This is a genomic window from Promicromonospora sp. NPDC023805 (genome assembly GCF_040639635.1).
GTDB lineage: Bacteria > Actinomycetota > Actinomycetes > Actinomycetales > Cellulomonadaceae > Promicromonospora.
Window position 1 is genome coordinate 1 of the sequence record NZ_JBFAAH010000047.1, and the last position, 23,729, is coordinate 23,729.

The 23,729-nt window shown below is 71.3% G+C and carries 22 protein-coding genes; 12 read left to right on the forward strand and 10 right to left on the reverse strand.

Going from position 1 to position 23,729, the window contains the following annotated elements:
- On the forward strand, nucleotides 1–597 hold a 597-nt coding region (locus AB0F70_RS26680; RefSeq protein WP_357456083.1), incomplete at its 5' end, for an IS30 family transposase.
- Between the two features lie 179 nt (nucleotides 598–776).
- On the opposite strand, the gene glnA is transcribed toward AB0F70_RS26680, so the two are convergent.
- The 5 genes from glnA to AB0F70_RS26705 form a co-directional block, all read right to left on the reverse strand.
- Entirely contained in the window at nucleotides 777–2,201 is a 1,425-nt protein-coding gene (gene glnA / locus AB0F70_RS26685; protein WP_357456086.1) for a type I glutamate--ammonia ligase, read from the reverse strand.
- Between the two features lie 270 nt (nucleotides 2,202–2,471).
- Nucleotides 2,472–3,215, reverse strand: coding sequence for a DUF4191 domain-containing protein (locus tag AB0F70_RS26690; RefSeq protein WP_357456089.1), 744 nt, complete (start codon nucleotides 3,213–3,215; stop codon nucleotides 2,472–2,474).
- A 50-nt stretch (nucleotides 3,216–3,265) separates the two neighbouring features.
- A complete protein-coding gene (gene lipA / locus AB0F70_RS26695; RefSeq protein ID WP_357456092.1) occupies nucleotides 3,266–4,267 on the reverse strand; it encodes a lipoyl synthase in 1,002 nt (333 codons plus the stop codon).
- A gap of 91 nt (nucleotides 4,268–4,358) precedes the next feature.
- Entirely contained in the window at nucleotides 4,359–5,087 is a 729-nt protein-coding gene (gene lipB, locus AB0F70_RS26700) for a lipoyl(octanoyl) transferase LipB (protein WP_357456095.1), read from the reverse strand.
- 21 nt (nucleotides 5,088–5,108) lie between these two features.
- Nucleotides 5,109–5,822 carry an HNH endonuclease family protein gene (locus AB0F70_RS26705; RefSeq protein ID WP_357456098.1) on the reverse strand — a complete coding sequence of 238 codons (714 nt, stop codon included), beginning with the start codon at nucleotides 5,820–5,822 and terminating at the stop codon, nucleotides 5,109–5,111.
- 165 nt (nucleotides 5,823–5,987) lie between these two features.
- Between AB0F70_RS26705 and AB0F70_RS26710 the strand changes: the two genes are divergently transcribed.
- Together AB0F70_RS26710 and AB0F70_RS26715 are read left to right on the forward strand one after the other, a co-directional pair.
- Entirely contained in the window at nucleotides 5,988–7,076 is a 1,089-nt protein-coding gene (locus tag AB0F70_RS26710) for a Gfo/Idh/MocA family oxidoreductase (RefSeq protein ID WP_357456101.1), read from the forward strand.
- A gap of 118 nt (nucleotides 7,077–7,194) precedes the next feature.
- Nucleotides 7,195–8,661, forward strand: coding sequence for a hypothetical protein (locus AB0F70_RS26715; RefSeq protein WP_357456104.1), 1,467 nt, complete (start codon nucleotides 7,195–7,197; stop codon nucleotides 8,659–8,661).
- On the opposite strand, the gene AB0F70_RS26720 is transcribed toward AB0F70_RS26715, so the two are convergent.
- The 3 genes from AB0F70_RS26720 to lpdA all read right to left on the reverse strand — a co-directional run bounded on the left by AB0F70_RS26720 (nucleotide 8,645) and on the right by lpdA (nucleotide 12,979).
- Complete coding sequence (locus tag AB0F70_RS26720) at nucleotides 8,645–9,598, reverse strand: TIGR01777 family oxidoreductase (RefSeq protein WP_357456107.1); 954 nt, start codon at nucleotides 9,596–9,598, stop codon at nucleotides 8,645–8,647. The two genes, AB0F70_RS26715 and AB0F70_RS26720, sit on opposite strands and share 17 nt — an antisense overlap.
- A gap of 98 nt (nucleotides 9,599–9,696) precedes the next feature.
- A complete protein-coding gene (sucB, locus tag AB0F70_RS26725; RefSeq protein WP_357456110.1) occupies nucleotides 9,697–11,529 on the reverse strand; it encodes a 2-oxoglutarate dehydrogenase, E2 component, dihydrolipoamide succinyltransferase in 1,833 nt (610 codons plus the stop codon).
- 31 nt (nucleotides 11,530–11,560) lie between these two features.
- Nucleotides 11,561–12,979: a dihydrolipoyl dehydrogenase gene (gene lpdA, locus AB0F70_RS26730; RefSeq protein WP_357456113.1), complete on the reverse strand. Its 1,419-nt coding sequence runs from the start codon at nucleotides 12,977–12,979 to the stop codon at nucleotides 11,561–11,563.
- 304 nt (nucleotides 12,980–13,283) lie between these two features.
- Here lpdA and AB0F70_RS26735 point away from each other — a divergent pair, with 304 nt between their 5' ends.
- Nucleotides 13,284–13,640, forward strand: a complete 357-nt coding sequence (locus AB0F70_RS26735; RefSeq protein ID WP_116676058.1) for an oxidoreductase — start codon at nucleotides 13,284–13,286, stop codon at nucleotides 13,638–13,640.
- A gap of 83 nt (nucleotides 13,641–13,723) precedes the next feature.
- Here the strand turns inward: AB0F70_RS26735 and AB0F70_RS26740 are convergent, their stop codons facing one another.
- Nucleotides 13,724–15,286, reverse strand: a complete 1,563-nt coding sequence (locus AB0F70_RS26740) for a leucyl aminopeptidase (RefSeq protein ID WP_357456117.1) — start codon at nucleotides 15,284–15,286, stop codon at nucleotides 13,724–13,726.
- A 167-nt stretch (nucleotides 15,287–15,453) separates the two neighbouring features.
- Between AB0F70_RS26740 and AB0F70_RS26745 the strand changes: the two genes are divergently transcribed.
- From AB0F70_RS26745 to AB0F70_RS26760, 4 genes are read left to right on the forward strand one after another with little or no spacing between them, the layout of a single operon-like run.
- Nucleotides 15,454–15,813, forward strand: coding sequence for a hypothetical protein (locus AB0F70_RS26745; RefSeq protein WP_357456120.1), 360 nt, complete (start codon nucleotides 15,454–15,456; stop codon nucleotides 15,811–15,813).
- Complete coding sequence (locus tag AB0F70_RS26750) at nucleotides 15,810–16,241, forward strand: hypothetical protein (RefSeq protein ID WP_357456123.1); 432 nt, start codon at nucleotides 15,810–15,812, stop codon at nucleotides 16,239–16,241. The genes AB0F70_RS26745 and AB0F70_RS26750 overlap by 4 nt, the downstream gene beginning before the upstream one ends.
- Nucleotides 16,238–17,329: a quinone-dependent dihydroorotate dehydrogenase gene (locus tag AB0F70_RS26755; protein ID WP_357456126.1), complete on the forward strand. Its 1,092-nt coding sequence runs from the start codon at nucleotides 16,238–16,240 to the stop codon at nucleotides 17,327–17,329. The genes AB0F70_RS26750 and AB0F70_RS26755 overlap by 4 nt, the downstream gene beginning before the upstream one ends.
- Nucleotides 17,326–17,535, forward strand: coding sequence for a hypothetical protein (locus tag AB0F70_RS26760; protein WP_357456129.1), 210 nt, complete (start codon nucleotides 17,326–17,328; stop codon nucleotides 17,533–17,535). The genes AB0F70_RS26755 and AB0F70_RS26760 overlap by 4 nt, the downstream gene beginning before the upstream one ends.
- A gap of 10 nt (nucleotides 17,536–17,545) precedes the next feature.
- On the opposite strand, the gene AB0F70_RS26765 is transcribed toward AB0F70_RS26760, so the two are convergent.
- Nucleotides 17,546–19,036, reverse strand: coding sequence for a PLP-dependent aminotransferase family protein (locus AB0F70_RS26765; RefSeq protein WP_357456132.1), 1,491 nt, complete (start codon nucleotides 19,034–19,036; stop codon nucleotides 17,546–17,548).
- 60 nt (nucleotides 19,037–19,096) lie between these two features.
- Between AB0F70_RS26765 and AB0F70_RS26770 the strand changes: the two genes are divergently transcribed.
- The 4 genes from AB0F70_RS26770 to AB0F70_RS26785 are packed head-to-tail and all read left to right on the forward strand — an operon-like array spanning nucleotide 19,097 to nucleotide 23,645.
- Nucleotides 19,097–19,795 (forward strand): hypothetical protein, encoded by a 699-nt coding sequence (locus tag AB0F70_RS26770; RefSeq protein WP_357456135.1) that lies wholly within the window; start codon nucleotides 19,097–19,099, stop codon nucleotides 19,793–19,795.
- Nucleotides 19,796–19,848: 53 nt separating this feature from the next.
- A complete protein-coding gene (locus AB0F70_RS26775) occupies nucleotides 19,849–20,685 on the forward strand; it encodes a hypothetical protein (protein WP_357456138.1) in 837 nt (278 codons plus the stop codon).
- A gap of 35 nt (nucleotides 20,686–20,720) precedes the next feature.
- Nucleotides 20,721–22,583: a SigE family RNA polymerase sigma factor gene (locus tag AB0F70_RS26780; protein ID WP_357456141.1), complete on the forward strand. Its 1,863-nt coding sequence runs from the start codon at nucleotides 20,721–20,723 to the stop codon at nucleotides 22,581–22,583.
- Nucleotides 22,584–22,631: 48 nt separating this feature from the next.
- Nucleotides 22,632–23,645 (forward strand): aldo/keto reductase family protein, encoded by a 1,014-nt coding sequence (locus AB0F70_RS26785; RefSeq protein WP_357456144.1) that lies wholly within the window; start codon nucleotides 22,632–22,634, stop codon nucleotides 23,643–23,645.
- Nucleotides 23,646–23,729 lie beyond the last annotated feature (84 nt).

The window sequence follows — 23,729 nt, forward strand, 5'->3', positions numbered from 1 at the left end:
CAGCAGCTGTCCACCCACCGCAGCACCCGTAAGTCCCGTGAGCGGGTCGGCGCGGGCAAGGGCGGGTGGGCGTTCAAGGACGCGTTGAAGATCTCTCAGCGTCCGCCCGAGGTCGCCGACCGGGCCGTGCCCGGGCACTGGGAAGGCGACCTGATCGTAGGGCCGGGTAGCAGCTCCGCGATCGGGACCCTGGTGGAACGCACCACCCGGTACACGATCCTGCTGCACCTGCCCGGGGATCACACCGCCGCGACCGTGGCCGGCGCGATGATCACCGCGATGAGTGACCTGCCCGCGCATCTGCGCCGGTCGTTGACCTGGGACCGTGGGACCGAGCTGGCCGACTACGTCGATATCCAGCTCGATCTGCAGATGCCGGTCTACTTCGCCGACCCGCACTCGCCCTGGCAACGTGGTTCGAACGAGAACACCAACCGGCTGCTACGGCACTGGTTTGCCAAGGGCACCGACTTGTCCGGCTGGAGCCCCGAGGACCTCAAGCGGGTCGCGGCCATGCTCAACGCACGACCACGACCCACTCTCGATCTGGACACCCCGGCCCAGCGCCTCAAGCAGCTCTTCGACCAAGCCGCCTAACTTGCACTGACCGATTGACAACGCCCGTCGGTTCTGGCAGCAGGTGCATGGTCATCTCGACGGCGCCACCAGATCGGCGACGCAGAGAAACGGCGGCTGACACCGCACAACGTCGCGAGACGAAAGTGCAGGTCAGCCGCCGTTTCGGCGCATCTCAGCAGGTCACGGAGGACCGGCTGTCAGATGTCGTAGTAGAGCTCGAACTCGTGCGGGTGCGGCCGCAGGCGGATCGGGTCGATCTCGTTCTCGCGCTTGTACGCGATCCAGGTCTCGATCAGGTCCTCGGTGAACACGTCACCGGCGGTCAGGTACTCGTGGTCGGCCTCGAGCGCGTCGAGCACGCCACCGAGCGACGTCGGGACCTGCGCGATCTGCGCGTGCTCCTCCGGGGGCAGCTCGTACAGGTCCTTGTCGACCGGTGCCGGCGGCTCGATGCGGTTCTTGATGCCGTCCAGGCCGGCCATCAGCATCGCCGAGAACGCCAGGTACGGGTTCGACGACGGGTCCGGCGCGCGGAACTCGATGCGCTTCGCCTTCGGGGAGGTACCCGTGATCGGGATACGGATCGAGGCGGAGCGGTTACGAGCCGAGTAGACGAGGTTCACGGGAGCCTCGAAGCCCGGGACCAGGCGGTGGTACGAGTTCACCGACGGGTTCGTGAAGGCGAGCAGCGACGGCGCGTGCTTGAGCAGGCCGCCGATGTACCAGCGTGCCAGGTCGGACAGGCCGCCGTAGCCCTTCTCGTCGTAGAACAGCGGCTCGCCGTTCTTCCATAGCGACTGGTGCGAGTGCATACCCGAGCCGTTGTCACCGAAGACCGGCTTCGGCATGAACGTTGCCGACTTGCCGGCCTCGAACGCGACGTTCTTGATGACGTACTTGAACTTCATCAGGTCGTCCGCGGCGTGCAGCAGCGAGTTGAACTTGTAGTTGATCTCCTGCTGGCCGGCGGTGCCCACCTCGTGGTGCGCGCGCTCCACGGAGAGGCCGACCTGGGCGAGAACCTTGACCATGTCGTCGCGGAGGTCGGCGAAGCGGTCGCTCGGCGAGGTGGGGAAGTAGCCGCCCTTGAAGCGGGTCTTGTACCCGAGGTTGCCACCCTCCTCCTCGCGGCCGGTGTTCCACGCGGCCTCGACGGAGTCGATGGAGTAGAAGCTCTCGTTCGCCGACGTCTTGAAGCGCACGTCGTCGAAGACGTAGAACTCGGCCTCGGCACCGAAGAAGACGGTGTCGGCGATGCCGGTCGACTTGAGGTAGGCCTCGGCCTTGGCCGCGATGTTGCGCGGGTCGCGGGGGTAGGCGTCACCCGTGAACGGGTCCACGATCGAGAAGTTCACGATCAGGGTCTTGGCCTTGCGGAACGGGTCGATGAACGCCGTCGTGATGTCCGGCACGAGCTTCATGTCGGACTCGTGGATCGCCTGGAATCCGCGAATGGACGAGCCGTCGAACATGAGGCCTTCGCTGAAGGCGTCCTCGTCGAACTGCTCGACCGGGATGTTGAAGTGCTGCGTGATGCCCGGCAGGTCGATAAACCGGACGTCGACGAACTCCACCCCCTCGTTGCGGGTGAAGGCGATCGCCTCCTCGGCGTTCTTGAACATCTGCGCTCCTTGCTCGCTCGATAAGTTCAGGGGGAGTCCGTCGGACCTTGCCGGACGAGCAGGGCAGGGTCGCACGCGGATCGCCATGAACCTATGGGCAGGTGGTTTCTCTCGGGTTAATGATTGTTGCCGGGATGTTTCTCGGGCCTCTCGGCCGCGTGATCCCGGGAAGACGTGCTGGTCGTGGGTCCGGCAGCGGTCCTCAGCGTGCCAGAAGTCACATGACCGGGCTGGGCGGCGTCCGTCCATCGGACAGCCCGGAGTGGCCGGTCAGCGGCCGCGCATGCCCTTGCGGTCGGGGCGGGCGCGGGTCGGGTCGATGCCCTTCGGGATCGGCAGCTTCATGCCGCCGATGGCCTTGAGGCGCTTGCTGATCTCGGCGACCTCGGCCCTGGTCAGGGTCGACCTGAGCTTCGTCACGGCGCGCGCGACCTTGGTCAGCGGCACCTGTCCCTCGCCGTCGCCGCACTGGATCACCGTGACCGGGACGTTCGAGAGGATGCGGCTGACCCGCTTGCGCTCCTGCTCGAGCAGACGCCCCACGCGGTGCGGCGGCCCCTCGGAGACGAGCACGATGCCGGCCCTGCCGACACCCCGGAACACGAAGTCCTGGTTGCGTGCGTCGACCGCGACGGGCTCGTCCTCGAAGGTCCAGCCGCCACGGACGGTGCCGAGCGCCGCACGCGCGGCGCCGGGCTGGCCGGCGATCTGCGTGTAGGCCGCCTTCTCGGCGCTGCGCGACAGCACGAACATCGCGGCGAGCACGCCGAACGGCACACCGATGACCAGTGCGTAGACCCACGGGCCTGCGAAAACGCCGATGAGCAGCGCTACCGCTACGACCCCGACGAACGCGGCGAGCATCCACCAGGTGACCAGCGGGTTCTGCTTGCGGGTCATCTTGTAGACGTCCCACAGCTGGTGATACCAGCGGCGCTTCTTGGGCTTCTTCTGCTTGGAGGCGGACGCTGCTACGTCGTCGCGCGCGTCGCCCCCGGACGAGGTTCGGGCCATGGTCGTCAATTCTAGTGTGCTGCGGGTGGTCGGGTGGTCGGGTTGCCGGATCAGCGGGCCAGCAGGCTCGCCGCCTCCTGGCGGGAGGTGGTCGGCTGTGCGAGGTGCGCGAGCGCCTCGGGGATCGTGCGGCCGTGCTTGGTCATCGCCTGGCCCCACAGCCGGCCCGCGCGGTACGACGAACGCACCAGCGGCCCTGCCATGACACCGAGGAAGCCGATCTTCTCCGCCGTCTCGGACAGCTCCACGAACTCCTCGGGCCGCACCCAGCGGTCCACCGGGTGGTGACGCAGCGAGGGCCGGAGGTACTGCGTGATCGTGATGATGTCGCAACCGGCGTCGCGCAGGTCCTGGAGCGCCTGCTTGACCTCTTCGATGGTCTCGCCCATGCCGAGGATCAGGTTCGACTTGGTGACGAGGCCTGCGTCGCGGGCCCGGGTGATCACCGAGAGCGACCGCTCGTAGGTGAACGCGGGCCGGATCTGCTTGAAGATGCGCGGCACGGTCTCGACGTTGTGCGCGAGCACCTCGGGGCGGGACTCGTTGACGGCGTCGAGCAGCTCGGGGATCGCGTTGAAGTCCGGGATCAGCAGCTCGACGCCGGTACCGGGGTTCAGCGCATGGATCTGGCGGACCGTCTCGGCGTAGAGCCAGGCGCCGCCGTCGGCCAGGTCGTCGCGGGCGACACCCGTGACGGTCGAGTACTTGAGGCCCATGGTCCGCACGGACTCGGCGACGCGGCGCGGCTCGTCCTTGTCGAAGTCGGCGGGCTTGCCGGTGTCGATCTGGCAGAAGTCGCAGCGGCGCGTGCACTGGTCACCGCCGATGAGGAAGGTGGCCTCGCGGTCCTCCCAGCACTCGAAGATGTTGGGACAGCCTGCCTCTTCGCAGACCGTGTGCAGGCCCTCGCCCTTGACGAGCGATTTCATGTCGCGGTACTCGGGACCCATCACCGCCCGGGTCTTGATCCACTCGGGCTTCTTCTCGATGGGCGTGGCCGAGTTGCGCGCTTCGATGCGAAGCATGCGTCGGCCTTCAGGTGCGATGGTCACGCAGGTCCCTCCCAGGTCAGCGGGTCGGCCCAGCCTATGCCTCGGGCACCCGCGCTCGCGCGGTCGCCCAGGGCCGGGCCAGTGGCGTTCGTCACGCGGTGGCGACGGCGGCTGCGGCGGGCACCGGAACCGGCCCTGCGGTCGGCGTGGCGGACGGCGTCTCCTGGCGGGCCAGCAGCGGCGCCAGGCGTTCGACCAGGGCCGCCTCCAGCAGCGGCCGGACGTCGTCGACGGTGACGCGCCGGCCGAGCTCGGCGCTCAGCGAGGTGACGTCGGCGTCCTCCGCGGGGATACCGCAGGGCACTATGTGGTCGAACGCGGCGAGGTCGGCGTCGCAGTTCAGGGCCAGGCCGTGCATGGTGACGCCCTTGGCGACGCGCGCGCCGATGGCGCAGACCTTCCGCTCCAGCCGCGGCGTCGCGACGTCGGGGGAGTCCGCGGCGACCCACACGCCCGAGCGGCCCTCGACCCGCATGGTCTCGAGGCCGAACGTGGCGCACACGTCCATCACCGCCTGCTCGAGGGTGCGCACGTACTCGACGACGTCGAACGGCTTGGCCAGCTTGACGATCGGGTAGGCCACTATCTGGCCCGGCCCGTGCCACGTGATCTTGCCGCCGCGGTCCACCTTGATGACCTCGGTGCCGTCGGTCGGGTACTCGTTCTTGTTCGTCCGGGCGCCCGCCGTGTAGACGGACACGTGCTCGAGGAGGAAGACCGTGTCTGCCTGTTCCTCGGCGCGCACGGCCTCGTGCGTGCTGCGCTGCAGGTCCCAGCCCTCGTGGTACTCGAAGTGCCCGGTGAGGTGGCGGATGTCCATGCCCGCCACCCTACGTCCGGATCAGGGGGCCGGGAGCGGCTCCGCCGGGCAGCTGGTCAGGACGTCCTCCATGGCGTCGTGCTCGGCGGGCGTGACCCACAGCTCGTACTTGGCCTTGACCGCGATCTGCCGGGCGACGTACTCGCAGCGGTAGGCCTGGTTGTCGGGCAGCCACTCGGACGCGTCCTTCGCACCCTTGCCCATGTTGGCCGGGCCGTCGGAGGCGATGAGGTTGAGTGGGTCGTTCGCGAACTCGATGCGCGTGTCCCGGTCCCAGTCCGCTGCGCCGGTCGTCCAGCCGTTCATCAGGGCCACCACGTGGTCGATCTGCACGTCGCCCGAGTTCTCGCCGCGTTCGAAGGCGATGGTCTCGCCGGTGTACGGGTCGTCGAGCGTCCCGGAGGCGACCTCGCACGCGTCGCCGTCGGAGAACTTGATGTCCTCGAGGTCGCGCTGGAGCATGTCGTTGCGGGTGTCGCAGCCGTTGTCGTCGGCGTCCTGCCACGCGCTGCCGAAGTCGGCCTCGCGGTCGTAGCCGTCCGTCGTGGCGGCTTCCTGCACCGTGAGCGAGTCGAGCGTCGAGAGGGCCGAGCCCTCTGCGCCCTCGGCGGGGGCCACGTCGTCACCAAGGGACTTGATGATGAAGTTGCCGGCCAGCACGAGTGCCGCCACCGCGATGAGTACGAGCTGCAGGGTCTTGCGGGCCTGGCTGGACTTCTTGGCTGTGGCGGACACAAGCCCCTCATTCTTTCGGCAGGTGTGGTCCGGACACAGTTGGCCGGACACGCTAAGAAAGTGCGGAAAGTACCTCTTGCCCCAGTCTGCCAGAGTTGTGTTACGGCTGTTAACCCGCTGACCAGTGATCTCGCGTTGCCGCGCCCCGCGGGGCACGATGGGGCCATGGCTCTTCGGATCGGGATTGTCGGCTACGGAGGTGCGGGCAGGCAAATCCACGCCCGCCTGGCGCGAGCAGCGGGAATGACGGTGTCAGCGGTCGTCGCACGCGACTCGGGACGGCGTGTACAGGCGGCCGGTGACTGGCCCGGCGCACGTCTGTTCAACGACCTCCCGTCGATGCTCACCGAGCCCGGGCTCTACGACCTCGTGGTCATCGCGAGCCCCTCGTCCCTGCACGCCGAGCACGCGAACGCAGTGTCCGTCGCGGGCAAGCCCTTCGTGCTGGACAAGCCCATAGCGACCACCGCGGCGGAGGCCCGGCGGGTGCTGAGCGCGGCGTCGTCGTCCGGCACACCCTTCACCGTGTTCCACAACCGCCGCTGGGACCCGGAGCAGCTGACCCTAGCGGCCCTGCTGAAGCGCGGCGACCTCGGCAAGGTGCACACCTTCGAGCGGCACTGGGAGCGCTGGCGCCCCAAGCCGCAGCAGCGCTGGAAGGAGAACGACGCGGTGGGCGGCGGGCTCCTGCTCGACCTCGGCCCGCACCTCGTGGACTCGGCCACCCAGCTGTTCGGCCCGGTCGTCGCCGTGTACGCCGAGACGCGCGCGCTCTCCACACCCACAGAGGACGACGTGTTCCTCGTGCTGCACCACGCGGCGCCGGGGAGCGAGCCCGGCGTCGTCCCTGGACGGGCCGCCGGAGCCGGCGTCCTCTTCGGGGCCGAACCGCCCGCCAAGGGCGTGGTCTCCCGCCTGTGGGCAGGCTCCCTGGTCGGTGCGCCCGGGCCGCGCACGCGTGTGCTCGGCGACGGCGGTGCCTACCTCGTGAACTCGTTCGAGGGCGACGCCTCACCCTTCGACGTGCTCGACGGCGAACAGCCCGAAGGTACCCACGGCTGGCTGGTACGCGGCAGGGAGCGGACGGCGGTGCCCCAGCCCCGCGGCGGCCACGCGGACTTCTACACGGCGGTCGCCGAATGGCTCGCCGGCGAGGCCGAGGTCCCGGTCGACCCGGCGGATGCCGTCCGGACCGCCGAGGTGCTGGACGCCGCTCGGCGGTCCGCCAAGGAGGGACGGCTCATCGACGTCTGAGCCGTCCGCGGCTGCTGCCGGGAAGGTCCGCCTTCGTGTGGTCCACCCACAGGGCACCAGATTCAGCAAATCGTGTGGATAAAGAGCGGCCCGCGAAACGCGGGGTTCTCATGAATGCGTGCACTACATCGAATCTGCGGAACTGGTCCGCGTGGCCGTCCCCACGGAGGCCGCAGCTCGCGCCCTCCTGGTGCGCCGTCTAGACACTCTCGCGACACTGGACCACCCCAACCTGGTGCCGCTCATCGCCATCTCCCCGAACGGTCCGGACAACCTGGACGTACGGCTGTCGCGGACGGGAGCTGTCGATCTGCCCACAGCCGTCGGATCGCGGGGTCCCCTGACCGCCGCGGAAGGCGCTGGCGTCACCGTCGCGATCGCACAGGCGCTCGCGGCCCTGCACAGCGTGGGCCTCGTCCACGGCGGGGTCCGGCCGACGGACGTGCTGCTGCGCTCCGACGGGAGCGCGATGCTGAGGCCCCGCGTGACGCTCCCGGACCACAGCGACGACCCGGTCGACGTCACGTCCCTGGCCACGCTCGTCGAGTCGGTGCTCGGCTTCCCCGGCCCGAGCCTGAACTCCGAGGCCGACGAGGCCCTGCGTGCCGTCCTGGCCAGCGCCCGCGCCGAGGACCCGCGCGACCGGCCCGAGCCGGGCACCCTCGCGGCGCTCGCGCACGACGCCGTGAAGCCGGAGCCGGTCCGCCTCCCCGCGGGATCCGCGCTGATCTCTGCCGCCATCAGCGGCCCCGTGCCGCTCGCGGGCCACGTCCCGCTCGGCGCGCACACGCCGTCGGCCTGGCGCAATGCGGCCAAGACGCTCACCGGTTCCATCGTGGCGGTCGACGGCAGGGCCTGGGCGGCCCAGGCGCGGCGTCGGGCCACGATGCCGATCAACGGGCGGTCCCGTACGGAGCTGGTCGCGGAGGACGCCGAGCCGCGGACCACCACCGTCTCGGTGTTCGCCACGATGATGATCGCGGCGGGTGTCGTCGCCGGCATCACGGCGGGAGTCACCGCCATGCCCCAGGTCTTCGGCGGCGACAAGCCCGCGGCGGCGGCGCCGTCGCCCGAGGCGTCCGCGACGAAGCTGGGCGGCATCAGCCCGGTCGCCAACGCCAAGGACCCGGCGGGTGCCGCCGCAGAGCTGACGTCGCGCCGCCTGGCACTGCTGGCGGGCGCCGTGTCCGACATCAACACGGTCAACGTGGAGGGCTCGCCGGCCTACCTGGCCGACAAGAAGATCCTCGACGAGCTCAAGCGGACCGGTGCGCAGGTGGTCGGTGCGTCCGCCGACGTGCAGTCGATGGAGGTCGTGACGATGGGCCCGGGTGCCGCGTCCGCCCTGCACAACGCGACCACCGCGTCGCGCGCCCAGACGTCCGAGACGGACGGCGTCGCGGCGGGTGAGCAGGTGGCGAGCAAGGACGCGCCCATCGAGGCGGTCGTCCGGATCGCGTACACGATCACCGCGCACATGCAGGTGTCGGACAGCGGTGAGACGGCGGTTCCGGCATCGAAGGAGTCGGCAGACCTGACCCTCGTGTGGACCCCGCAGGGCTGGCGCGTCAGCGAGGTGCGCTGACCTCGTTCGCCTCCACCACCCAGCGGGCCGCGTCCTGAGGACTCGCGTGCGTCCAGGTGAAGCCGGTCCTGGACAGCACGCCGGGCATGGCCCGCTGGGAGGCGACGAGGTCGCCGGCGAACTGGCCGAGGGCGATCCGTAGCGCGAACCGCGGTACGGCGAGCACCGCGGGGCGGTGCAGGGCCCGCGCGAGCGCACGGGTCAGCTCCCGGTTCGTCGTGGGCTCGGGCGCGACGGCGTTGACCGGGCCGCCGACGTCCGCGCCGATGACGTGGCGGATCGCCGCCACCTCGTCGGTGAGGGTGATCCAGCTCCACCACTGGCGGCCGCTGCCCAGCGGTCCGCCGAGGCCGAGGCGCAGGATGGGCAGCAGCTTGCCGAGTGCGCCGCCCGATGGGGCCAGCACCAGGCCGCTCCGCAGCCACACGACGCGCGCTCCGGCGTCCGACGCAGGGGTGGTCGCGTTCTCCCACGCCTTGACGAGGCCGGCGAGGAAGTCGTCGCCGCGCGCCGACGCCTCGGTGAGGACCTCGTCCTTGCGGTTGCCGTACGCCCCGATCGCCGAGCTGTTGACCAGCACCGGTGGGTCGTCCAGGCGGGCGACCGTGCGGGCGAGCAGGCTCGTCGTCGTGGTGCGCGAACCGAGCAGCGTCTGCTTGTAGGCGGGGGTCCAGCGGTGGTCGCCGATCCCGACGCCGGCCAGGTTCACGACGGCGTCGACGCCCTCCAGCGCGGCCGGGTCGAGCTCGCCGGTCCGCGGGTCCCACGGCACGTCGCGGACGCCCGGCGCACCGGCGCCCTCGTCGGCGGCACGAGCGCCGTCAGACGGTGCGGCGCCGCGGCGGACCAGCCGCCGCACGGTGTCCCCGCGTGCGAGGAGGTCCGCGACCAGCGCGGAGCCGATGAGGCCGTGCGAGCCGGCGATCGCCACATCCATGCGGCGAATCTACAGGTCAGACGGCTGTGGCCGGCCCCGAACCCGGGACCGGCCACAGCCACCTGCACGACGCTAGTTACGCGCCGGGCGCTTCCGCGTCAGAGACCGACCTCCGACTCGAACGCGCCCTCCTCGATCCGGTTCTTGATGGCCGTGAGGAAGCGGGCCGCGTCCGCGCCGTCGACCAGGCGGTGGTCGTAGGAGAGGAAGATGTACGCCATCGAGCGCACCGCGATGCTCTCGTTGCCGTCCGGGTCCGTCACGACGACCGGGCGCTTCGTGATCGTGCCGGTGCCCAGGATCGCGGCGTGGCCCAGCGGCACGATCGGGGTGTCGATGAGCGACCCGCCCGAACCCGTGTTGGTGATGTTGAACGTGCCGCCTGACAGCTCGTCCGGCGTCACCTTGTTCGCCCGGGTGCGGGCACCCAGGTCCTGGATCTGCCGCGCGATGCCGGCGAGGTTCAGGTCACCGGCGTTCTTGATGACCGGGACCACGAGGCCACGCTCGGTGTCGACGGCGATGCCGACGTTCTCCGAGCCGTGGTAGGTGATCTCGCCCTTCTCGGTGTCGATGGTGGCGTTGATCTTCGGGTAGGCCTTGAGCGCCTCGATGGCGGCCTGCGTGAAGAACGGCAGGAACGTCAGCTTGGCGCCCTCGCGCGCGGCGAACGACGCCTTGGCCTTGGCACGGAGCTGCGCGACACGCGTGACGTCGACCTCCATGACCGTGGTCAGCTGGGCCTGCGACTGCACCGCCTCGAGCATCCGCTCGGCGACGATCTTGCGCAGTCGCGACATCTTCTCCGTGGTGCCCCGCAGCGGGGAGACCTCGAGCTTGGCCGCAGCGGACGGCGCCTTGGCCGGCGCGGGCGCTGCTGCTGCCGGAGCCGGGGCGGCCTTGGCCTCCGCGGCGGCGAGCACGTCCTCCTTGCGGATGCGGCCACCGACGCCGGTGCCCTGCACCTCGTTGACGTCGACGCCCTTCTCCGCGGCGAGCTTGCGCACGAGCGGCGTCAGGTACGAGCCGATGGTGCGACCGCCCGACGCCGGGGCGGCGGGTGCGGCGGGCGCAGCCGGTGCCGGAGCGGCAGGTGCCGGGGCGGCGGGAGCCGCAGCTGCCGGTGCGGGCGCCGGGGCAGCGGGTGCCTCTGCGGCCGGAGCCGGGGTGGGCGCCGGCGCCTCGGGCGCGGGGGCCTTGGCCGGCTCCGGGGAGTCGGCGGCCGGGTCCGGCACGGGAGCCGGTGCCTCGGTGGCGGGTGCGGCGGCACCCGAACCGACGAGCGCCAGGACGGCGCCGACCTCGACGGTCTCGTCCTCCTGGACCAGGATCTTCTGGAGGGTGCCGGCGACGGGCGACGGGATCTCGGTGTCGACCTTGTCGGTCGATACCTCGAGCAGCGGCTCGTCGACGGCTACGTCGTCGCCGACCGCCTTGAGCCAGCGGGTCACGGTGCCCTCGGTGACCGACTCGCCCAGTGCGGGCAGCGGAACCTCGGTGCCCTCGCCGGCGGGTGCGGCCGCGGGGGCAGGAGCCTCAGCGGGTGCGGCGGGCGCGGACTCGGCGGCGGGCTCCTCGGCGGGCGCTGCCTCGGCAGCGGGTGCCTCGGCGGGCGCCGCCTGCGGCGTCGGCTCGGAAGCCTCGGCGGCGGCGGGCTCGGCTGCGGGAGCGGCCGGTGCGGCGCCGGATCCGGAGCCGTCGCCGATGACGGCGAGAGTGGCGCCGACCTCGACCGTGTCGTCCTCCTGGACGAGAATCTGCTCGAGGACGCCTGCGATGGGCGACGGGATCTCGGTGTCGACCTTGTCGGTCGACACCTCGAGCAGCGGCTCGTCGACGGCGACCTCGTCGCCGACAGCCTTGAGCCAGCGGGTGACAGTGCCCTCGGTAACGGATTCGCCGAGGGCCGGCAGCTGCACGTTCTCAGACATGACCTGTGAGGTCTCCTTTGTCGTTAAGTGGTCAGTTGTGGGCGTGCAGAGGCTTGCCGGCCAGCGCCATGTGTGCCTCTCCGAGTGCCTCGTTCTGGGTGGGATGTGCGTGGACGAGCGAGGCGACGTCCTCAGGGAACGCCTCCCAGCCGACGATGAGCTGGCCCTCGCCGATCAGCTCGCCCACACGCGAGCCGATCAGGTGCATCCCGACCACCGGTCCGTCCTTGCGGCGCACGAGCTTCGCGAAGCCCTGGGTACCCAGGATCTTGCTCTTGCCGTTGCCCGCGAGGTTGTACTCGATGGTCTCTACCTGGTCCGCACCGTACAGCTCGGCCGCGCCCGCCTCGGTGACTCCGACGGACGCCACCTCGGGCTCGCAGTAGGTGACGCGCGGGATCGCTGCCTCGTCGATGGTTGCGGGCGCCAGGCCCGCGATCTGCTCGGCCACGAAGATGCCCTGGGCGAACCCGCGGTGGGCCAGCTGCAGGCCCGGCACGATGTCGCCGACCGCCCAGACCTGGCCACCAGCGGGAGTGGTGACACCGGTGCGGAGCAGCTCGTCGGTCAGGACGAAGCCGCGGTCGAGGCGGACGCCGACCGCTTCGTAACCGAGGTCGGCGGTGCGCGGACCTCGTCCGACGGCGACGAGCAGCAGGTCGGCGTCGAACGTGGTGCCCGACTCGAGCTCGACCTGTACGCCGTCCTCCGACTGCTTGACCTGGGCGAAGCGCTCGCCCAGGGAGAACTTGATGCCGCGCTTGCGGAACGCCCGCTCCAGCGCCTTGGAGAGCGCGACGTCCTCGTTCGGCACGAGGTGCGGCAGCGCCTCGACGATCTGCACGTCGGCGCCGAAGGACTTCCAGACCGAGGCGAACTCGACGCCGATCACGCCGCCGCCGAGCACGACCACCGACTTCGGCACCGTGTCCAGCTTCAGCGCGTCGTCGGAGGTGATGACCCGGCCGCCGAGCTCGAGGCCCGGCAGGCTGCGGGCGTAGGAGCCCGTGGCGAGCACCACGTGGGTGCCGGCGTAGCTGCTTTTCGCGCCGTCCGCGGAGGTGACCTCGACGACGCCGGGGCCCGCGAGCGTGCCGTGGCCCTCGACGACGGTGATCTTCCTGGAGGCGATGAGCCCCTGCAGACCCTTGTACAGCCCGGCGACCACCGAGTCCTTGTAGGCGAGGACGGCCGGCATGTCGATGCCGTCCAGCGTGGTCCGGACGCCGAACTGCGCGCCGTGCGCGGCGGCGTCGGCCACCTCGGCCGCGTGCAGGAGCGCCTTGGTGGGCACACAGCCCACGTGCAGGCAGGTACCGCCGACCTTGCCCTCTTCGACGAGGGCCACGCTCAGACCCAGCTGCGCCGCCCGGAGCGCGGTGGCGTAGCCGCCGCTGCCCCCGCCGAGCACGACGATGTCGAACGTGGCCGGATTCTCATGCGTAGGCACGTGCTGGCTCCTCGTTGACTTCGCTGGTGGCGCTGTGGGGCGCCCGCATCGGGTGGATAGTGAGCACCGCATGCCATCTTGACACTTCAGCGGGCGTGGCCCCAATCGTGAACCCGGCTCGGCGGGTGTGACCGTGGTGACATTGACGGGCAACCCGGGCTGTGAAAAGAGGATGTCCCGCCTGCTGCCGGGCGTGCGGCCAGGTACGGGGCCGGACGGCGGCCCTGTGAACAGGACCTGTGGGTTTCCTGGAATGGCGTGGAGATGCCTAGGACAGCGCGGGTCTCGCTAGTACTCTCGCTTCATGCCCCGCCAGTCCCGTAGCTCGCTCGCGCGTTTCTTCCAGCGACGCTCATCGTCTTCCGGTAGCGGATCACGCCCGAGCGGCAACGACGCACGCCGTCAGACCCTGGCGCACCTCGGTGAGTTCATCGGGTCGCGGGTAGGCGTCGAGGCTTATGTGGAGCCCCCGACCACCGACATCCCCAGCACGATCCTGCTCGTGGCGACCACGGGGGAGTGGACGCGCCGCCGGGTACCGGACGAGCGCGCCGCGTTCGAGATCGCGAACCAGCTCGGGGTACCGGTGTACAACGTGCGGTTCACCGGCTACCCGCAGCGGATGCGCGACTGGAACAGCGCCCAGCGCAAGCCGAAGTAGCGGTTCACGAAGTAGAGCGCCTGTCCGAGTCTCCCCGGGTGAAGCGGGGAGGCTCGGACAGGCGCGCTCTCCTTCGCGAACCGCTACTTCGCCGGGGTCGCCGCGGCGCGGCCCTCGAGGAAGCTCAGGAGGGTGCGGACGCCGACGCCGGTGCCGCCGCCGGGCGTGTACCCGTGGCCGCTGCCCTCGTTGAACGCCGGGCCCGCGATGTCCAGGTGCGCCCACGGGTGGTCGCCGACGAACGTCTGCAGGAACAGGCCGGCGTTGAGCATGCCGCCCCAGCGCGGGCCGGAGTTGGCGACGTCGGCCACCTTGGACTTGATGTTCGACTTGAGCTCCTCCGGCAGCGGCATCGGCCAGAACAGCTCGCCCGAGGTGTCGGCGGCGGCCTTGACCTCGTCGCGGACCTCGTCGGTGCCCATGACGGCGGAGGTGCGGGTGCCGAGCGCGACCATCTGGGCGCCCGTGAGGGTAGCGATGTCGAGCACGACGTCGTGGCCGTCCTCGATCGCGGACACGAGGCCGTCGGCCATGACGACCCGGCCTTCCGCGTCCGTGTTCAGCACCTCGACGGTCTTGCCGCCGTAGATGGTGACGACGTCGGCGGGGCGCTGCGCGTTGCCGCCCGGCATGTTCTCGGCCAGGCAGAGGTAGCCGGTGACCGCGACCGGCAGGTTCAGCTTCGCGGCGGCGACCACCGTGGACAGGACGGCGGCGGCGCCCGCCATGTCGGACTTCATCGCCTCCATGCCGGCGGCCGGCTTGATCGAGATGCCGCCGGAGTCGAACGTGATGCCCTTGCCGACCAGCGCCACCTTCCCGTTCGGCTTGGCCGGCGTGTAGGCGACCTTGACGAGGCGCGGGCCGCGCGCGGAACCCTGGCCGACGGCCGTGAGCCCGCCGTAGCCGCCCGACGCGAGCTGCTTGTCGTCCAGGACGGTCACCTTGACGTGGCGGACGTCCTTGGCGGCGGCCTTCGCCGCGTCGGCGAACGTGGCCGGGTACAGCTCGTTGGGCGCCGCGTTGACCAGGTCGCGGGCGGCGTGGACCGCCGCGGCGAGGATCTCGGCGCGTTCGGCGGCGACCTTTGCCTTCGCGTTCTTGTGCAGCGGCGTCAGGATCTCGATGCTGGCGACCGGGTCCTTGCCGTTCTTGGCCGCCTTCGCGCCGTCCTTGCCGGTGCTGTCCTTGGCCGTGTCCTTGATGGCGGACTTGCCGGAGGTGCGGTAGCGGTTGAAGGCATAGGCGCCCAGCAGCGCGCCCTCGGTCACGGCGGTGATCTCGTCGTCGTCGGACGCGGGCAGCGCGATGGCCACCGACTTGAGGCCGGCCAGCTCGCGGGTCGCCGCGCCCGCGGCGCGCCGCAGGGTCTCGGTGGCGAAGGTGCCGTCCTCGGCGCGCTCGCCCAGACCCGTCAGGACCAGGACGTCGACAGCGAGCTTCGGGCCGGCCGGGATCTTGCGGACCTCGTCGCGCGCACCGGTCACGCCGAGCTGCGGCGCGAGCGACTCGAGCTCGGTCAGCAGATCCGTGGGGAGCTGGTCGGACACGACGGCTACGCCGTCCGACGTCTGGGCGGTCGCCACCACTAGCGCTTCGGCCTTCACGGCGGTGGGATTCTTGCTGGAAAGAGTCACGTCGGTCACGAGCCCGATCGTAACCCGCGCCTCTGACTCCCTGTCCGACTCCCTGTCCGCCGGGGCTTTCCGGGGCGTTCGTCCGATCTGCGACGCAGCCAGAGATGTAGATAGAGGCGCAGGTCACGCACGATCCGATTGCCGCCCCGTAGGTGCCGCCCGGTAGTCTGCGGGACGTGATCCTTGCCCTCCTGCTCCTCGTGGTCGCGCTGTGCGTGGTCCTGGCCGGGTGGGCCGGCTGGTTCGTGGCTCGCGACCGCGCGGTCATCCTGAACCAGCTCTGGGGCGGTGCCGTGATCGAGGGCGTCGTCCTGGTCCAGGGCGTCGTGGCGATAGTGCAGGGCGCCACCGGCGCCGGTGCGGACGACCCGCTGCTGTTCTGGGGCTACTACGCCACCACCCTGGTGATCCTCCCGGTCGCCGCGGCCTGGGCCTTCGCCGAGCGCACCAGGTGGAGCTCGGTGGTCCTGCTGGTCGCGTCCCTGACCGTGGCCTTCCTGGAGTGGCGCATGTGGCAGATCTGGATGGGGGCATGATGGCGCGAGCGGTGGCCGGACGGCGGACCGGGCAGGGCTTCGGCCGGGTCCTGGTGACCGTCTACGGGATCCTGGCGTTCGCGGCGCTCGGCCGCTCGTCCTACGAGCTGGTCGTGAAGTTCGGTGAGGCACCGGTGGCGTACTCGCTGTCGACCCTCGCCGCCGTCGTCTACGTCGTGGCGACGTTCGCCCTCGCGATCGGGACCCCCGCGTGGCGGACGGTCGCGTGGATCACAGTGGGTATCGAGGCCGTCGGCATCCTGACCGTCGGCGCGCTGTCGCTCGCCGACGAGCACGTGTTCGGCGAGTCGACCGTCTGGTCCGGGTTTGGCCAGGGCTACGGTTACGTGCCCCTTGTCCTGCCTTTCGTGGGGTTGTGGTGGCTGTGGCGGACGTCGCCCGGCGCATCCGAGGAGAGGACTGCATGAGCTGGCCGTACTCGTTGTTGTTCAACGCCGCCTTCCGTCGCATGGACCCGGAACAGGCGCACGAGCTCGCGTTCTCGCTGATCGAGCGTGCGGGTAGCACGCCGGTGCTGCGTGACCTCGTGCAGGGCGCCGTCGCACCCTTCCTCGGCCAGCGCGCCGGCGGGCCGGGCAGCGTGCGCATCTTCGGCCGCGTGGTGCCCGCACCCTTCGGCCTGGCGGGAGGTTTCGACAAGAACGCCAGAGCGGTCCGGGGCCTGACGATGCTCGGTTTCGGGTTCGTCGAGATCGGCACGGTCACCGCACAGCCGCAGCCGGGCAACGAGAAGCCGCGGATGTGGCGCGAGCTCGACGTGCGCGGCGTCCGCAACCGGATGGGCTTCAACAACGAGGGCGCCGCGGCCGCGGCGGACCGGCTGCGGGAGCTGCGGAGCACCACCGCGGGCCGCGCGATAGTGGTCGGCGCCAACATCGGCAAGACCAAGGTGACGCCGCCGGAGGACGCGGCCGCCGACTACGCGACGTCGGCCCGGCTGCTCGCTCCCTGGGCCGACTACCTCGTGGTCAACGTCTCGTCACCGAACACCCCCGGCCTGCGCGACCTGCAGGCGACGGAGTCGCTGCGGCCCATCCTGCAGGCGGTACGCGCCGCGGCCGACGAGGCCAACGCCACCGGCTCCGCCGGGGCGGGCAGGCGCATCCCGCTGCTCGTGAAGATCGCCCCGGACCTCGCGGACGACGACATCGAGGCCGTCGCCGACCTCGTGCTCGAGCTGGGGCTCGACGGCGTGGTCGCCGTCAACACGACGATCGGCCACGACCGTGGCCCTGGCGGGCTGTCCGGCCCGCCGCTGCTGGGCCGGGGTATCGAGGTGGTCGCCCGGCTGCGCAACCGGCTCGGCACGGGCCCCGTCATCATCGGCGTCGGCGGTATCACCAGGGCCGACGACGTCCGCGCCTACCTGCGCGCCGGAGCCGACCTGACGCAGGGTTACACGTCATTCGTCTACGAGGGGCCGTTGTGGGCGTCGCGGATCAACCGCGCGCTGACCCGCTCGGCAGGCTCGACAGCAAGTGGGAGGCTGGAGTGATCCGTCCGCAGTGGGAGTGGGCCCTGGACGACGCCGAGGGGCGTCGCCTGGCCGAACCCGTCACACCCGTGTTCACCGCGCAGTACGACGCCGAGCAGTGGCTCGGCGAGCACTGGCGTGCGCTGGCCGAGGCCGGTGCGGTGCAGGCGCGCCTGCTGCACGACGGCACCGAGGCAGCGCCGGGCGTGGAGCTGCGCACGCCCTGAGCCTGCCCGGCTACCGGGACCCGGCGGAGTGCTGCTGCCCCGCCACCCGCCCCCACGCCCGGACCAGACGCGGCACGGCTTCGGCCAGCTCGGCGGGGGAGCGCGTGAAGGTGAGCCGCACCCGCGAGGCGGCGCCGGCGTTGTCGGGCGTGAAGAGCGGACCGGCCGCCACCCGCGCGCCCTCGGCAGCGGCGGCCGCCGCGAAGGCCTGCGCGACCGGCCGGCCGAGATCCACCCAGCAGAACAGCCCGCCCGGCGGCACCGGGACGTCCCACGGGAACGACTCACGGAGCTTGCCGACGAGCAGGTCGCGGCGCTCGCGGAGCATGCGGCGGCGGCCCGTCATCACCTCCGCGCGGCGTCCGAGCAGCTCGGTCACCGCGAGCTGCTCCAGCACGGCCGTCGCGATGTCCGCCGACTGCCTGGCGCGGGCGAGCTGGGCGATCACCTGCGGGTGCGCCCGGACCCAGCCCACGCGGAGCCCGCCCCAGAACGCCTTCGAGGCAGACCCCACCGACACCACGTGCGGCGACGTACCGTCCCCGGCGAACGCGGGCGGAGTCGTGTCGTCCGAGAGCCCGAGCTCGACCAGCGTCTCGTCGCCCACCACCGTGACGCCGTAACGTTCAGCGATCTGCCGGACCGCTGCCCGCTCCTCGGCCGAGAGCACGAAGCCCGTGGGGTTCTGGTAGTCCGGCACCAGGTAGACGAGCTTCGGCCGGGCGCGGCGCACGGCCGAGGCGAGCTGGTCGACGTCGAGCGGGCCCGTCGGCACGCCGACCACGCGACCGCCGGCGTCGCGCATCGCCTCCATGGCGTGGAAGTAGGTGGGCGACTCCACGACGGCGCGGTCGCCCGGACGCAGGTGCGTGTGCGCCAGCAGGGCGATCGCCTGCTGCGCCCCTGTCGTGATCAGCACCTCGTCGGCGGTGGTCGGCACACCGCGCTCGCGGTAGCGCGCGGCGACGGCCTCGCGCAGCGGCGCGAGGCCGTAGGGCTCGTACCCGCCGGAGTCGAGGTAGGCGGGCAGGCCCTCCAGGGCGTGTGCGAAGGCCCCGTGCAGCTCAGGCGGCGCGGGCGGGGTCGCCTGCCACAGGTCCAGGTGCCCTGCGGCGGTCGGTCCGTCCGTGAGTCCGAGGATCCGCGGGCCGTCGTCGGCCACTGGAGCGTCCCCGCCCACCGGTCGACCCGGCCCCGGACCGGCCGCGCGCTGCGGCAGCGTCGTGACGGTTCCGGAGCCGACGCGGCTCACCGCGAAGCCGAGCTCGCGCAGCCGGGCGTAGGCGCCCGACGTGGTGGTGCGCGAGACGTGGAGCGTGGCCGCCAGCTCCCGCTCGCTGGGCAGGCGGGTGTGGGGCGCCAGCGTCCCGGACAGGACGGCGGCCCGGAACGCGTCGGCGAGCGCCACGTACGCCGGTCCGCCCGCGTGCCACGTGCCGAGCAGCCGGGCGGTGGAGGCGGGGGAGAGCTGGCGCAGCACTGTCGGGGAAGCGGCGGACATGAGGCCACTCTCGCGTGATTGGCCATGGAAGACAAGGCCATTGGGCCTCACCATGGGTACATGACCACCACCACCGGCCGCCCGGCCGATCACGGCCCCTTGCCTGCTCCGACGCCGGACGTCTCGCCTGTGCCGGTCCCCGCACCGGTCCTGATGTCCACCGCGCGCCGCGTCGTGCAGCTGGTGCTGGGGCTCGTGGGGTTCGGCGTCGCCACGGCGATGATGCTGCACTCGGGCCAGGGAGCGATGCCGTGGGCGGTGCTGGACCAGGGCATCGTGGACCGCACCGGCCTGGCCTACGGGTGGGTGGTGCTCGGGATCGGGCTGCTCGTGATGCTCGCGTGGATCCCGCTGCGCCAGAGGCCGGGCGTCGGCACGGTCGCCAACATCATCGTGATCAGCCTGGTGATCGACCCGGCCCTGTGGGTGCTGGAGCGGCTGCTGCCCGCCCCGGGGCTCCCGGCCGGGATCGGTCTGGCCCTGGGTGGGATAGTGCTGCTCGGGGTGAGCACCGCCGCCTACGTCGGGGCCCGCTTCGGCCCCGGCCCGCGCGACGGGCTGATGACCGGGCTGGTGCAGCAGACGGGCTGGCCCGTCTGGCTGGTCAAGACCGGCATCGAGGTCGGCGTCGTGCTGCTCGGCGTGCTGCTGGGCGGGACGTTCGGCTGGGCGACGGTCGTGTTCGCCTTCGGCGTCGGACCAGTGGTGCAGGTCTCCGCACGGTGGCTCGCGCCGTCGGGCCTGACCGGGCGCCACTGACGGAACCCTTGGCTTTGGTGGCGCCCGGGCGGGCGGGCCCCCACCATTGCGACATGACCAGCGACATGACCAGCACCGACGTCGAAGCCCCGCGCGTGGGTATCCGCGCCCTCCTGCCCGGGCTCGTGTCCCGGATCGCGTTCGGCCTCCTGCTCGTCGCGGTCGTGATCCGCATGACGGGTGACGTGGGCGCGTGGGGCGAGGGCGCGCTCACGGTGGCTCTCGTGGCGCACCTGCTGCTGCTACCCCTGCTGGCACTGACGCTGTGGGCGGCGGCGCCGTCGTCCGGTGGGGTGCTGCGGCCGCGCCCCGTGGTCCTCACGCTCGTCGCGCTGGCGGTCGGCTACCTGGGCGACGTGTTCGTCACGACGGTGCTGTTCCCCGGGGTGTGGGAGACGTTGATGAGCGGCATGGAGCTCGAGGGACTCGTCTACATGGCGATGCTGAGCGCCGCGGTTCTCGCGCTGGCCCTGGTAGTGCAGGTCGTCGCGTTCCGCGGGTGGCTGGATGCAGGACCCCTGCGCCTGGCGGCGGACGTCGTCTGCGGGGTCACGGGCGTGGCCGCGGCCGCGGTCCTGGTCGCCGGGGTCGCGCACGTGGACCTCGGCGACTACGTCGTCGGCGCGGTCGTGGCGAGTGCTGCCTGGGTTGTCGCGGTGGCCCTGCTGACAGTGGTGGCCTGGCGGGCCGACCGTCTCGCGGGCGTCGGTGCACTGCTGCACGTCGCTACGGCGGGGTTGTTGCTGATCGGGACCATGACAGGCGGGATCGGCGCCAGCATCAGCCTTCGGGTGGTGGCCCTGACCTACGTCGTCGGGCAGGCCCTGCTGGCCGTTGGCGTGCTGCACAGGCTGCGACGCGCGACGGCGGGTGCCGACCTCCCGCTCTGATAAACCTGCGAGCCTCGCTGCACGTGGTGGGGGGTATGAGCATCGACACCGAAGATGAGACCGAGCGCGCCACCGTGCGCGTGGCTCGATCGCGTGACGACGACTTCGTCGCGTTCGTCGAGACGGCCGGACCATACCTCTACCGCACCGCGTACCTCCTGACGGGCGACAGCCACCGCGCGGAGGACCTGGTGCAGACCGCGTTCGAGCGCACCTACCGCGTCTGGGACAGGGTGCGGGACCGTGAGCCTCGGGCGTACGCCCGGCGCATCGTGGTGAACCAGCGCATCGACACGTGGCGGCACGTCCGGCGCGAGGTGATACCGGGCGACGACCACATCCCGGTAGGGGCCGTTCAGGACGGGGCCGGGGGAGTGGTGCTGCGCGACGCGCTCGTGCGGGCCCTCACGCAGCTCGCACCACAACAGCGGCGCGTCGTCGTGCTCCGGCACCTGCTGGACCTCTCGGAGGCGGACGTCGCCGCGGAGCTCGGCCGGAGCGTCGGCACGGTCAAGGCGACCAACGCCCGCGCGCTGGAACGCCTGCGCGGCATGGTCGCGGGGGCCGATCTGGAGATGGTCGACGCGCCGGTCGTGGACGCAGCCGCAGTGCTGCGCGGCAGCCGGGCGGCGCTGCGCCGTCGTCGGGTGGCACAGGGCGCGACGTCGGGCGTCGCCGCGCTGCTGCTGGTGTGGTTCCTGCTGGGACCGGTGCGGGTGCCGGGTCTGGGAGACGTCGCCCTGCCGGGCAGCGAGTGGTTCCGGGAGGTCACGGGCATCGAGCGGCTGCTCGAGAACCCGGAGCCCGGGCCTGGCCTGACCGCCGCCCCGACCGTTCCCGCCGCGGAGGTGGAGCCGCTGCGTGAGACCTTCGCCGTTCCGGGCGATCAGACCGCCACCGCGACGCTCACCGAGGACGGGTCGTACTTCATGGTGAGGACCTTCCCGGGTTCGGGGCAGCCCGGAACGCCCGACGCCGCCGGCTACTCGGTGATCGAGGTCGTGGAGATCCAGGAGGACGGGACCGCGCACGCTGGTGAGTGGACGGGTTCAGGAACGGTCGACGGCGAGGGCGCCGTCGTCCTGGAAGCGGTGCGCCAGGGTGACCAGCTGGCCTGGGCCGAGTCACCGACGGTCGACGGCGGCGACCCGACCGTCTGGGCGATCCGTGTGCGGGGCGGATCGGTGTGGCCGGACCCGGTCACGGTGGCGGAGCACCGAGCAGCGGACCATTCAGCGGACGGCGCGGTCCTCGGTGACCCGTGGATCGGGCTCACCACCGGACGAGCCGTCTGGCTGACCGTCGTTCCGGGGCCGGACGGCGAGGGCGTGCGCACGGTCTCGGCGACGAACGCGAACGGCGAGGGCGACGAGCAGGTCGTCGCGACTGATGTGCTGACGTTCGCGACCAACGACGACGAGGTGGTCACGACTACCGCGAAGAGGGGCGCCGACGGTGTGCCGCTGCACGCCATCACCTCCTTCCGGGACGACGGGCGCACGGAGGTCATCCGGCCCGGCATCCCCGCCGGCTCCGGGGAGATCTCCCGCTGGGGCGGTGAGCTCGCGGCGTCCGACAGGCTCGTGGCCTGGAACGACGGTGCCGCGGTCCACGTGCTGGATCGCAGGACGGGACGGGAGCGGACCTTCGAACCGGGAGCCGCCGGAGACGTCGTGACCTCTATCGGCGTGGCCGCGGACGACGTGGTGTGGAGCACGGTGGGCGACGACGGGAACACCGTGTACCTGGTCGACGACGCGCTCGGCGAGGGGCGGCCCCACCTCCTGGACCGCGGCGCTGGGACGGCGTCGGTTGCCATCGCCGGGGACCTTGTCGCCTGGCGGGTGGAGGACGTGGACGCCGGCACGGCGACGCTGCACCGCGCCAGGGTCGAATGATGACAGAAGGGGTCGATTCGATTCGACCGTTTGTCATAGGGTGACGACATGGTCAACTACCGGTACCTCGGCAACAGTGGTCTCAAGATCTCGGAGATCACCTACGGCAACTGGCTCACCCACGCCTCGCAGGTGGAGAACGACGTCGCCACGGCGTGCGTCCGCGCCGCCCTCGACGCGGGTATCACCACCTTCGACACGGCCGACGCGTACGCCAACACGGCCGCGGAGCAGGTGCTCGGCGACGCGCTGAAGGGCGAGCGCCGCGAGTCGCTGGAGATCTTCACGAAGGTCTACTGGCCCACCGGCCCCAAGGGCCCCAACGACGTGGGTCTGTCCCGCAAGCACATCATGGAGTCGATCAACGGCTCCCTGACCCGCCTCGGCACCGACTACGTCGACCTGTACCAGGCGCACCGGTACGACGTCGAGACCCCGCTCGAGGAGACGATGCAGGCGTTCGCCGACATCGTGCGCCAGGGCAAGGCCCTCTACATCGGTGTCTCGGAGTGGTCCGCCGACCAGATCCGCGCCGGCGCCGCGCTCGCCAAGGAGCTCGGCTTCCAGCTGATCTCCTCGCAGCCGCAGTACTCCATGCTGTGGCGGGTCATCGAGGACGAGGTGGTGCCCGCCTCGAAGGAGGCCGGTGTCTCGCAGATCGTCTGGTCGCCGATGGCGCAGGGTGTGCTCTCGGGCAAGTACCTGCCGGGCCAGCCGGCCCCCGCCGGCTCGCGCGCGACCGACGAGAAGGGCGGCGCGCAGACGATCAGCCGCTTCATGACCGACGAGACGCTGACCGCCGTGCAGAACCTCAAGCCGGTGGCCGCCGAGCTGGACCTGTCGATGGCGCAGCTCGCCGTCGCGTGGGTGCTGCAGAACGACAACGTGGCCGCCGCGCTCGTGGGTGCGTCGCGTCCGGAGCAGGTCGCGGAGAACGTCAAGGCCTCGGGCGTGACGATCCCGGCGGAGCTGATGAAGCAGATCGACGCCGCCCTGGACGGCGTGGTCGTGCGGGACCCGGCCAAGACCCTCGAGGGCATGCCGAAGAAGCGCCCGGCCTGACCCAGTGCGCTGAGTTGTCAGACGGCGCCGCACGTGTCAGACGTACAGGTCACCCTGGTGACCTGTACGTCTGACACGTGCGGC